Annotated in this window: 9 protein-coding genes and 1 other RNA gene; 1 reads left to right on the top strand and 9 read right to left on the bottom strand. The window is 39.0% G+C overall.

Features of this window, described 5'->3' with window-relative positions:
* Window positions 1–403 precede the first annotated feature (403 nt).
* From rnpB to AC2CGN_RS04660, 3 genes are all read right to left on the bottom strand, one after another.
* Window positions 404–784: RNase P RNA component class B (gene rnpB, locus AC2CGN_RS04670), an RNA gene on the bottom strand.
* A 60-nt stretch (window positions 785–844) separates the two neighbouring features.
* Window positions 845–1138 (bottom strand): cell division regulator GpsB, encoded by a 294-nt coding sequence (gene gpsB, locus AC2CGN_RS04665; RefSeq protein WP_054770397.1) that lies wholly within the window; start codon window positions 1136–1138, stop codon window positions 845–847.
* Between the two features lie 121 nt (window positions 1139–1259).
* Entirely contained in the window at window positions 1260–2510 is a 1251-nt protein-coding gene (locus tag AC2CGN_RS04660) for a ribonuclease H-like domain-containing protein (RefSeq protein WP_286926238.1), read from the bottom strand.
* Window positions 2511–2953: 443 nt separating this feature from the next.
* Between AC2CGN_RS04660 and pdxR the strand changes: the two genes are divergently transcribed.
* Window positions 2954–4384, top strand: coding sequence for a MocR-like pyridoxine biosynthesis transcription factor PdxR (gene pdxR / locus AC2CGN_RS04655; protein ID WP_484512436.1), 1431 nt, complete (start codon window positions 2954–2956; stop codon window positions 4382–4384).
* A 54-nt stretch (window positions 4385–4438) separates the two neighbouring features.
* Here the strand turns inward: pdxR and AC2CGN_RS04650 are convergent, their stop codons facing one another.
* The 6 genes from AC2CGN_RS04650 to AC2CGN_RS04625 all read right to left on the bottom strand — a co-directional run bounded on the left by AC2CGN_RS04650 (window position 4439) and on the right by AC2CGN_RS04625 (window position 12375).
* Window positions 4439–5662, bottom strand: a complete 1224-nt coding sequence (locus AC2CGN_RS04650; protein ID WP_484512434.1) for a benzoate/H(+) symporter BenE family transporter — start codon at window positions 5660–5662, stop codon at window positions 4439–4441.
* Window positions 5663–5678: 16 nt separating this feature from the next.
* Window positions 5679–6422 (bottom strand): YggS family pyridoxal phosphate-dependent enzyme, encoded by a 744-nt coding sequence (locus AC2CGN_RS04645; protein ID WP_429981217.1) that lies wholly within the window; start codon window positions 6420–6422, stop codon window positions 5679–5681.
* A 184-nt stretch (window positions 6423–6606) separates the two neighbouring features.
* Entirely contained in the window at window positions 6607–6912 is a 306-nt protein-coding gene (locus AC2CGN_RS04640; RefSeq protein WP_429981216.1) for a MazG nucleotide pyrophosphohydrolase domain-containing protein, read from the bottom strand.
* A gap of 22 nt (window positions 6913–6934) precedes the next feature.
* On the bottom strand, window positions 6935–8179 hold the full coding sequence (locus tag AC2CGN_RS04635) for a serine hydroxymethyltransferase (protein ID WP_484512431.1): 1245 nt from the start codon (window positions 8177–8179) through the stop codon (window positions 6935–6937).
* A 44-nt stretch (window positions 8180–8223) separates the two neighbouring features.
* Window positions 8224–8751 carry a pyridoxamine 5'-phosphate oxidase family protein gene (locus AC2CGN_RS04630; protein WP_484512430.1) on the bottom strand — a complete coding sequence of 176 codons (528 nt, stop codon included), beginning with the start codon at window positions 8749–8751 and terminating at the stop codon, window positions 8224–8226.
* A 294-nt stretch (window positions 8752–9045) separates the two neighbouring features.
* The gene (locus tag AC2CGN_RS04625; protein WP_484512428.1) at window positions 9046–12375 is read right to left on the bottom strand and encodes an InlB B-repeat-containing protein; all 3330 of its coding nucleotides are present in this window, start codon (window positions 12373–12375) and stop codon (window positions 9046–9048) included.
* Window positions 12376–12477 lie beyond the last annotated feature (102 nt).

The raw sequence follows: 12477 nt of genomic DNA, 5'->3' as shown, positions 1-12477 counted from the left end.
AACGTTTATCGCGCATGTCTAGCCATGATTAACAAGTACCATGTTCTTAAATTACGCCCCACGTAATTGCGTCTGGATTTTTTCGAACTTCCCTCAAAAAGCTTCTCTTCAAAATCCGTGACATCCGTAGGGGGCTTTGGGCCAACGAGATGTTGGTCACTTCGTCGTGTGTTGTTGTTGTTGTTGCTGTCGCTGCGCTTTCGCACAGTAAAGATCTGTTGCTGTCGCTGCGCTTTCGCACAGATAAACCCGTGTTGCTGTCGCTGCGCTTTCGCACAATAAAAATCTGTTGCTGTCGCTGCGCTTTCGCACAATAAAAATCTGTTGAATCAAGATAAACTCAAAAGAAAAGCTCTCCACCAAATTGGAGAGCGCTTGTTATTTCGTAGTTAAGCATCATAAATTCCATAAGCCATGTTTTGTTCCCGAGTACTCAAACAGTTTGCACCTCGTACGACCGGGTAGTAATCATCTATCTACAGAGATAACTCTGTCCCTCTATCCGTTCAATTCCTTCTAGAGAGTGCCCCTACCATAATTTGGGTTTCTCACTCGTGGGGTTTACCTCGTTCCACCTTGCAAGTTTCCAAGCAAGCTTCGTCACTGTGGCACTTTCAGGAAGTTTCAACCATATCTAAAGACTTAGGTTTTCCTTCCGCCGTCAGCCTGTAACAGCTGCCTTACCTTATTTTTTCAGTAAGCACGAACACTACGGTCGTCTCAGAGCCGTGTGAGCATGGACTTTCCTCTACGACGTCTAGCGCCGCAGCGATTACTCGAATTTCATGATGATACGAAACATTATACTAGAGTTTTATAATAAATACAATGTAAATGACAAAAATTATTCGTATAACTTACTGCCAAATACATGTTTTTCCAAATTCGAAAGACGTTTTAAAATATCAAAGTTTGTCGTACCAGCTGTCGATGCAACAGGTTGTCTTTTAGGAGTACTATCAATTTCTTCTCTAAGCTGTCTGTTCTCTTCACGTAGTTGGGCCACCACTTTTTCAAAAGTTTCATAATCTTGAATAATTTCATCAAGAAATGAATCGACTTCTTCTACATTGTAGCCTTTAAAATTTTTCTTAAATTCCTTTTCAAGGATCATTTTTGACGTTAATTTAATGTCCATTCACATCGCCCTTCCTCACACTACATACACGAAATCATTATAGCATACTTCACCACATTATATCGTCTGTAAACACCAATTGTAAGGCTAAACTTGTCGTTTCTTGCGCTTACCCGGGAAATTATTTCTTATTTCCTAATCGATATAATCTCTTTGCCCAAGAAATTTCCCATTTCTGTTTTTGTTCTACTCTCCATTTCTCATCCCTTTTTATTAATTGTATGCCTTCCTGCGTATAATAAAGGGCCTGTTCGTAATCTTTTATCTGATGCTCATAGATTATGGCTAGCTGTTCTAAAGCATGCAACTTTTTTCGTGAATCAATGAAATGAAGTGAAGCCACAAAGGCATCAATAGCTTCGTTAAACTTTTTATTTCTTTTGTGTTGTAAGGCCAAATAATATTGAGCATGTCCTGCTTCAAGTGCATCAAATTGCGAAGTTACCTTTTCCAATATCCTCACACTTTGAGTGCTCTCCTTTAAATCTGCATACCATTTCCCAATATTGGTGAAGGTATTAGCAGATTCATCATTCGACTCCTCAAACAACAAGTTTGTGGAGTGAGAATAGAGTGTAATTAGTGAAAGTAAATCCCACTCATTATGAAGCAGTACTTTCATCAGTGCATCAGGCATACCACTTTTAATAGCATCTAAATAGATAATAGGTGCGAGATAGCCTGGAATATCAGCAATGCGTGAAAAGCCAAGCTTCTCCTCTTCCACCGATTTTAACTTCATCCGTTCCATATCATTTTTCCATAAACGCTTTGAACTATGCAACAAATCGATTTGTCGTTGTGAACGTAATTTAGGTAGTTCTTTTTGGTGGAGCGTCCAACGCGTTTCCAGCTGTGGCCAGTCAAAGCTTTTGCCATTGTAGGTAATGACCGTTGCTGTTTTTTGCCAAAGCTTTGACTCAAAAAGTAATGCTGCTTCGTGTGCTGGATCTGCAAGTAGATATTGCGTTAAAATAAAGCTTTCATCTGAAACCTCTAAAAAACCGAGAAGAAAAATTTGTGTACCTACTCCCTTTAAGCCTGTCGTTTCCGTATCGAAAAATAATACCTGTTCATTGCTATCTAGTGCATAGGGATGTTCAAACTTTGCCTCTTGCCATTTGGCTAGTGCCTCGAAAAATGATTGCAACTTATAATCCCCATGTTGATAATGATACGGATAATGAACCTGCCGCTTAAAAACAATACCAAAGTCATTTTCTACAACTGTCAGCCCGGCCCTCTTCCATCGCTCTGTATAGCTAGGGGTCTCGGGCTTTTGATATGTGGCAGGCTTCTCTTGTTTGACTGGTGTTGTAGTTTTTTTACCAAGCATTTTTTTCATTTGTAGGATTTTGTTTTCGTATGACATATATTTCACTCATTTTCTGCCTATAAATTGGTATATCAATACTTTGCAACAACTTTTGATTAGAACTTGTAGGAGGATTTAACTTCCATATATTTCTAAATCAATGATTAAATGATTGTATTTTATAGTAACACACAATTTCAAAGGACTCTAGTTATGATTTGGTCCTTTGTTTATCTAATAATAAAACATATAAATAGGAAAGTTTATTTTTTGGTTCATTGCAAAAAGAAAGCAATTTATGATAGCATTCAAATTATGGCATGTATTTAATATAACTTTTTCACACAATTTAACAGTCCATATTAATAATGTTATCTTCATTCAGCATCTTTACTGTGCGAAAGCGCAGCGACAGCAACACGGGTTATCTGTAGCGAAAGCAAAGAGGTAACTACAATTACGCCGAGGCAAAATTGATTTATAGATTGGAAGTGAATGAAATGCTAAAAGTTAATCGAGAAGATAAGAGTCCTATATGGCAGCAATTGCTTGACCAAGCCATTCATAATATTACAACAGGAAAATGGCCGCCTGGAGAGCTACTACCCCCAACACGAGAACTTGCCTTATTAGTTGGTGTTTCACGCTCAACCATCCAAATTGTATATGAGGAATTATTCAGTCGCGGATACACTGTTACAAATTGGCGTGGTGGAACAAGGGTAAGTGAATGGGGCTATCAAGCTGGCTTACAGGAAGAATCTATGCACCAAGGACCATCCACACCAGAAATACCTTACATAAGCACAGCTGTAAATCAATTGAACAATTGGTTTAGAGGTACAGAACAGCAACATGTTGAAATTGATTTTTGTCCCCATGAGCCATACTTGGACGAGCATTTCCGGAAAATTTGGAGGCAATCTTTTTTACAGGCATCAGCGGTTGCAGATTTAGATACTTGGGGATATGGCAATCCGTATGGCTATACACCACTACGTGAACAGATTCAACGATATTTGACATTCGAAAGAGGAGTTCATGTTGATATTGATCAAATTATCTTAACTTCAGGAGCACAGCATAGTATCGATTTAATTGCTCAGGCGCTTTTACATGAAGGCGAAACAGTTTCTGTTGAAGACCCTGGATTTCCCGCTGCATGGATGACAATGAAATATCGGCGTATGAACGTTGTCCCTGTTCCTGTTGACGAGTACGGCTTACAAGTTGAGCACATTCATCCACAATCAAAACTTACTTTTGTGACACCTTCCCATCAGTGTGCAGTCGGCGTTATTTTGTCAGAACCTCGCAGACAGCAATTGCTACAACTGGCTGCTCAAAAGCAATTTTGGATTGTAGAAGATGATTATGATGGTGAATTTAGGTATCGCGGTGGCCCACTTCCTACTTTATTTAGTCAGCAGCCCCAACATACATTGTATATGATGAGTTTTTCAAAAATGGTGGCTCCTGGTATACGAATTTCTGCAGTTGTTGGCCCCAAAAACGCCATTCACCAGCTTGCACAGGTACAAGCTTTAACCTATCGCCATCTTCCAATTATGGAGCAACTAACGCTTTCCCATTTTATTGAACATGGTCATTTTATGCGTCATATGAGGAGAGCTAGAAATGTCTATCGCAGAAGACATGAGGCTATGACAAAGGCCATTATGGCAACAGGTCTCGGTAAACATTTTAAATTAAGCGGTATTGAAACCGGTCTTCATATGCTTCTCGAAGCCAAAGAATCATTTGAAGAAGAGGAACTGACCAATCTAGCGTTGACACAGGGAGTCCGTGTTTATCCACTTAGCAAATATTGTTTGGAAAGCAATCGTAAAGGATGGGTACTAGGATTTGCTAAAATAGACGAGGCAGCGATTGAAGAAGGGATTAGTCGATTGGCAAAGATCTTATTATAATTGAAGGCCACCATCTTACTTTATTTTAGATGGTGGCCTATATTAAGTCTCTTATTATTTAGTTTGTTGCACACTATTCGTATTTTGTTGTTTCTTTAGCAACTGACCATTTATCAATAAATGAGCCCCTAACCCTGCTACCAGTCCCCAGAACGCACCTCCTACTCCAAGTAATGTAACATTTGCGGCTGTAGCCAAAAATGTAATTAGTGCTGTTTCACGTCCTTCAGGATTTATCAAGGCATTTGCAAGGCTACTCCCTATTGTACCGAGCAATGCTAAGCCCGCTAGTGTAGCAATAAATGTTGCAGGGAGAATTAAAAACAAAGCAGCCAAAGTGACGCCAAAAATGCCAACAATTATATAAAAAATACCACAGATGATACCAGCAATATAACGTTTCCTTGAATCTTCGTGAGCGTCTTTTCCAGTACAAATTGCTGCGGTAATAGCTGCTATATTAAAGGCGTGAGAGCCAAATGGAGCTGTTAGAAGTGAGCCTAATCCTGTAATGATCAATATTGGATTTGCGCTCGTTTTAAATCCATCATTTCGCAGTACTAACATCCCTGGCATATATTGACCTGTCAAAGTAATAATAAAAAGTGGCAGCGCAACCCCTAATAAGGCATGAAGCGAAAACTCTGGTGCAACAAATACTGGTGATGCAAGGGCTAATTTGATATTGCCAAAATCCGCCTGCCCCATGCTTATCAAATAAATTAATCCTGTAAGCAAAATGCCTACGATTGCATATCTAGATGTAAATCTTCTTAAAATGACATACGTAATAAATAGAATAATGACAAGCCAAGGATCAACTTTTGCTCCGCCAAATGCTGAAATACCAAACTGTAATAAAATACCAGCAAGAAGTCCAGAAGCAATGCCTGGTGGAATAAGCCGGACAAAACGCTCGAACATTCCTGTTAATCCTAAAATAATAAATCCCATAGCAGAAATCATATAAGCACCTATCGCTTCCGCATAGGGGGTAACTGCCAATGCTGAAACAAGAAATGCCACACCAGGTGTTGACCAAGCTGTAATAATTGGTTCGCGGTAGCGGTAACTTAACCATATGCCAGTTATCCCAACCCCGATTGAAATTGACCATATCCAAGATGCAGTCATTTCTGGACTAAGACCAGCCACCTTAGCAGCCTGAAAAACAAGAATAAAAGTACCCCCGTAGTTGACAATGACAGATATAAAAGCAGCTATTGTGGGTGATAGTAAATCTTGAGCACGCCATGAATTTTGTGTTGTTACATTCATAGACTTTTCCCCTTTCCTAATCATCCTGTAACTTATTTTCATTCCAATAGTATTCATCTGGCAAATAGCGTTGCCCAAACACTTTGGTCCCCACTCTTATGATAGTAGCGCCCTCCTCAATGGCAACAGTAAAATCACCCGACATGCCCATTGATAAAATATCCATCTCAACACGGGGAATTTCTTTTGCACGTATTTGGGTTTGAAGTTGCTTTAGTAATTGGAAGCAATGCCTAGTTTCATTATTTGTGGCATTCAATTTTCCAATCGTCATTAGCCCCTTTATATTCAATGTTTCAAATTGGGATAATTGTTCCACTAGCTCCAATGCTAACTCAGGTGAAACACCAAATTTACTTGTTTCACGAGATGTATTCACCTGTACCAAAATATCCATCGTTTTATTCTCTTTCACAAGCTGATTATGTAATGCCTGTCCTAATTTCAAACGATCAACAGAATGAATCAAGGTTACATACTTTACAACATATTTAACTTTATTCGTTTGTAAATGCCCGATAAAGTGCCATTCTACTTGGTTATGTTGTTCCATAAGTGGAAATTTGTCTCGAAGTTCTTGTGCTTTATTTTCACCAAACAACATTTCCCCTGCCTCCATCGCAATCTTTAATTTTTCAAGGGGAACCGTTTTTGTTGCCAGTAACAATTTGACCTCTTCATTCTTACGACCCACAGCTTGGCAAGCTAATGCCATCTGCTTCCTCACAGTTGTAAGATTCTCCTCAACTAAATGAACCATATTATTTCCTCCCTTTGCGTTTATTTTGTAATGAATGCACTAAGCATACCTTATTATGGATTGCACAAAAACATCCATAAATATATTTTTCAACAATCCATAAATCCTTTATAAACGACTCCTAAACAAAAATAGCCACTACCTCTAGTGCGATTAGGGGTAGTGGCTTTTAGATTATATAGCTTTATTCATACCATGTTCTGTACTTATTGATCTCCATCTTTTTTTGAAATGCTTCCTCTAGATCAATATCTAATTGATTGGCTAAATCTACTACATTAAAAATTACGTCATACATCTCCAAACCAATATTTTCTTTTGTTAGTCGGACCTTCTCCTCTGTAGGTTGAAAGGAAATACTTAAAATTTCTTGAGCTAACTCTCCAATCTCAGTAACTAAATATAGCATTCTAGTTTGAATTGTATTGACAGTAAATCCTTTTTCCTCACTAAATTGTCTAACATATCTTTGCATATTTGAAATATCCATACATTATTCCCCAGCCTATTTTTTAATTAAATCCTTCATATAAAGGAAATTGAGATGTGATTTCTCTCACACTATCCAATATTTGATTTTTAACTACTGCGTCCTTAGGATTTTTCAGGGCAAGTGCAATTAATTGAGCAATTTCCTTCATTTCCTTTGGACCCAATCCCCTAGTTGTAATTGCAGGCGTACCAAATCGAATCCCACTAGTAACTAATGGATTGGCTGTATCATGAGGGATGGTATTTTTATTTGCTGTAATGCCCACTTCATCGAGTATTGCTTCAGCTTCTTTACCAGTAAGCCCAACCGTACGCAAATCAAGTAAGATAATATGATTATCTGTTCCTCCTGAGACAACGGTTAATCCTTCACTTATGAATGTTTCCGCTAATACTTTGGCATTTTCCAGTACCTTCTTGATATATCTCTTAAAATCTGGATTTAGTGCCTCTCCAAGCGCAACAGCTTTTGCGGCGACGATATGCATAAGCGGCCCCCCCTGTAATCCCGGGAAAATAGCTTTATCAATTGCTTGTGCCCAAGATTTACGGCACATAACAATACCCCCTCTTGGTCCACGTAACGTTTTATGGGTAGTCGTGGTTACAAAATGAGCATGTGGTAAAGGATTAGGATGTAGCCCAGCAGCGACAATCCCTGCAATATGTGCCATATCCACAAAGAAAAGGGCACCAACCTCGTTCGCAATTTGAGCGAATAACTCAAAATCAATCATTCTTGAATAGGCACTGGCACCAGCAACAATCATACGCGGTCTATGCTGATGAGCTAGCTTTCTGACATGATCAAAATCAATTCGCCCTGTTTCTTTATCTACACCATAAGGAACAAAATTATAGAACTTTCCTGAAAAATTAACGGGACTACCATGTGTGAGATGTCCCCCATGCGATAAATCCATGCCCAAGATTGTATCTCCTGATTTGACAGAAGCATAATAAACCGCCATATTGGCCTGTGCCCCGGAATGTGGCTGTACATTCGCATGTTCAGCACCAAACAGCTCTTTCACACGATGAATGGCAAGCTCTTCAACAATATCTACATGCTCACAGCCTGCGTAAAATCTACGCCCTGGATACCCCTCTGCGTACTTATTGGTAAGTATTGTCCCAGATGCCTCCATAACCGCCTGACTGACAAAATTCTCTGAGGCAATTAACTCGATGTTATCCCGTTGTCGTGAAAGCTCTTGCTGGATGGCATTACTTATCGCCCTGTCTTGCTGATCTAAATATCTCATTTGCAAATTCCTTTCTTTTTGAACTTTTAATTTTCCATTCTTATTTATTCAGTTTTGAACATTTTCCCTTCCTCAATCGGATTTTCTTTTGCGCTTATATGTTGTGGATCAATTCTGTAGACTTGTACAGAACCACCAAATACTGCAGATTGGTATTTCTCTACATGTTGTTTGGACAATGGGCGTGTATAGTACCCAGGTACATATTTATCAATCATCTCTTGCAGCATATATGTAGCTTCATCTAAATTGACAACAGGCTTTGCCTCACCAAAAATCATAACACTCATATATGCCGTATCTGTTTTGGCAGGTACAGGATTAGTGATTGTCCCATATTCCTCACATACAGTAAAACAAACCTCCGAATTCTCATGAACCACTTTATTTCTTCGCCCACCTCCAGCACCATGAAAATAAATATTTCCATTCGACCAAACAAAATTCAGCGGAACTACATACGGTTGCTGACCATCAACCATTCCAAGATGCCCAATACGAGCATGCTTTAAAAATGCATCGATCTTGTTCATATCTAATACTTCTCTAATTTTGTAGCGTACATCCATCATTGTTATCACTCCTAATCAAGTATTCTGTAAGTCTATCAGCCTTTGGATTGAAGATAAATGTCCAAAAATACAGCAATGATACAATCCATAAATCGCATTTTACGAAGAGTATTTTGCCAGAAAGTAAGGCGTGGAGGTTTCTGATACTGTAATTTAATAATGCTAATCCGCGACTGTTTTAGCATCACAGGTTTTAGAAGGAGATCTTAATTGGAAGGTAATATATTGATATATATAAGAATAGAAAAGCACATCCTTTTCTTTATTAAAAAGATAGGATGTGCTTTTCTATTCTTATTGATTAAGAGCTCGGTATATCAAAGCCACAAATTGTGCACGTGTGACAGGATCATTTGGTTTAAAATAACCATTCGAGCCTAAGGCAATACCTTCTCGTTCTAAGGAAGCTATATTAGCATAACTCCAATGGTCTGTACTTACATCTTTGAATGAGCTCGTATCACCTGGTGGCAGTTGAAGTATCGCTACAAGAATTTTTGCCATTTGGGCACGTGTCAACCATTCATTTGGATGAAATGCCCCGTTCGAGCCATCTATAATGCCTGCCCGTTGCAGCTTTGTTATCGCCTCATAATAAGGATGTCTAGGTGGAACATCAGAAAAAGAGGTAGCCTCACGGGATGGTTCTAGCTCAAAAGCTCGTGTTAGCATAATGGCAATATGCTGGCGTTTTATAAATTCATCAGGTCGAAATGATTGATCAGGATATCCTGTAATAACCCCTCTTCTCGTCATGTCTTGAATCATCACCCAAGCCCAATGTGTTTTCGGTACGTCTAAGAAGACATGTTGCTGCTGTTGAGACTCCTGCTTAGTTGGCTCAGTACCTGACTGTTCCTCGGGAGATGGGGATGGATTTTCTGGTATTGACGGTTCAATCGGCGTCGGTACTGGATTTACTGGTACTGTTGGAGTTGTCGGTATTAATGGATATTCACCTCCACCACCAGTTGAATTTACTGTCCATTTAGCATAGAGTGTTATATCCTCCGTTACCACATCATTTGTAAAATTCCATTCTGTGGTGAAAGTTGCATTCTTATACCACCCTATAAAAGTATATCCTGCCTTCGTCGTTACTTTTGGTTTTGTCAATTTTTCATTATATATGATGGATTCGGATGTCACAGCAGAACCACCATTTGTGTGATATGTCACGGTATAATTATTCACTTTCCATTTGCCATAGAGTGTTAAATCGACAGTAATTATATCTGTTGCAAAGTCCCACTCTGTTGTGAAGCCACTATCCTTATACCACCCTTCAAATGTATGCCCTGCCTTGCTTGGTGCTGTCGGCTTCGTTATTTTTTCATTATATATGACAGATTCGGATGTCACAGCAGAACCACCATTTGTATTAAATGTTACACCATAACTATTCACTTTCCATTTAGCATAGAGCATTGTATCAGCTGTGATTACTTCTGTCGAAAAGTCCCACTCTGTTGTAAGTGTACTATCCTTATACCACCCTTCAAATGTATGCCCTGTCTTGCTTGGTGCTGTCGGTTTTGTCACTTTTTCATTATATATGACAGATTCAGATGTCACGGCTGTGCCACCATTTGTATTAAATGTTACGTCATAACTATTCACTTTCCATTTAGCATAGAGCATTGTATCAGCTGTGATTACTTCTGTCGAAAAGTCCCACTTTGTTGTAAATCCTGCATCCTTATACCAATCTACAAACGTATATCCTGTTTTGATTGGCTTTATTGGTGCAACTAATCTATCTCCATATGTAATGGAAAGGTCTGCTATAGGATTACCACCGTCTGTGTCAAATCCAATGCTATATTGTTTTGGAATAAGTGTAACAGCTGTGCTTGTTAACGGAGCTAACCCCGCCGCATCAAAAGTCAACTGTGCTCCTGTCACTTTTGCTGCATTCTTGGCACCTAGATTAGAAAAGCTAACGATTCCAGCGTTTGCTGTAGCCGTTAGGGTCCCAGTCAATGTCCACGCTCCAACATCTTTCTTGGTCACTGTAACAGCCTTTGTATTGTCGTTCACACAGACGTTGCCATAGCCATCATAAAGGGTCAATACAGGCTGTTGTCCAAATGCCCCTCCATTGACAGATGGGGGAATAATATCTGTTGTCAACTTCATCAGTGCTGCATTTCCTGCTGCTGGCGTAATTATTAACAAATTAGCTGTAGCAGTGTTAACATCTGACACTGCTAATTCGATTGTTTGTACTGACGCTGCGTTCAGTTTCAAGCTTGAAGTTGCTTCACCATTTGTGAAATTTAGCGCAACTATCTCATTCATTGAAGTCAATATTTGACCATTAAAGCTACCTATGGACCCGTTCGGAGCCTGTTTATAGCCGCTAATTGTCACGTTTTTTATGCCATTAAATGTAGTATCCTTATTACCTAATGCATTCTTTACAGTCAACTTAAGGATATTATCCATACCAACTGTTGGTGTAGATGATGCTACTATGGCGGTAACCGTTTGCGCTGGTAAAGGACTAAATTGTACACTGGCTGTTGCAGTTATTGTATTACCCCCAACACTTGCACGAATTGTCGATGTACCAACTGTTATCGGAGCAGTTAAGATTGCTGTATAGGTGCCATTATTATGGTCGGTTACATCCCCTACTGTTCCTAGTGTTGAGGAAATAGCTACTGTTTCTCCACCAGCCTTGATTTCATTGTCCTGAGCATCCTTCAATTTTACGGTAATTGTTGCTTGACTTATTCCATCTGCTAAAAGAGAACCATTGGTAACTCCAATTGTACTTTTCTCTGGTGATGCTAAACCTGGAACATATTGCACGCTAGCTGTCCCTGCTATCATTTTACCGCCAACAGTTCCACTAATTGTACCAGTACCAGTAGTTGACGGGGCAGTTAAAGTTGCTGTATAGGTGCCATTATTATTATCTGTGACTGCATTAACTGTTCCTAGTGTTGAGGAAATAGTAACCATCTCTCCACCAGTTGTTATATCATTGCCCTGAGCATCTTTTAACTGTACCGTCACTATTGCTTGGCTTACTCCATTCGCTACAAGACTAGAACTACTTACAAATATTTGACTGTCTGCTGGGGATAGTGAATAATCTGGTATCATGTACGTTCTAAATGAAAAATCATAGTCACCAAAAGCAAAACCTCTTGGATAGGGATTACCTGACTTGCCATACCAACCAAAGCCACTAATTCCACCATTTTCAGTAGAAATTATCATTCGATAACTCATATTCTTTTTCAGATAGGGTTTATTATTACTAAAATCAATGGATATCCACCCGCTACTAATATCATCTCTTGTTGCTGAAGCAATAGGTAGAGACATATTTCCTTCGTCGTAAATTTCTATTTTAAGGGCTCCAGGTGAACCCTTATAGTCGAATATACTAATGTCAATCTTGCTAAGATAACCCGAAAATGAAGGCATAAATGACTGACTTCTTGGAAGTTCGGCATTAACCCAAACATTACCAATTTGTAGTGGTTGTTCCTGATCTACGATAGCTGCTCCCTCTGGATCCACAGCTTTAACGTTTTCACTACCAGATGGTATTAATAAACAAATTATAAAAAATAAAATAATTACGCCCCACTGCTGAAATTTCTTCAAATAATTCATCACAATCCTTTACTCTTCAATATTTTATTACTTGTTAAAGTATTTGAGTAAGCTCCCTTCCTATAAATAATGGTAGATTAATTTGTTTCTAGA

The organism is Lysinibacillus sp. DFXJR4 (assembly GCF_057196045.1).
The sequence above is the reverse complement of the archived record's forward strand: the minus strand, read 5'-3'. Positions and strand labels throughout refer to the sequence as shown.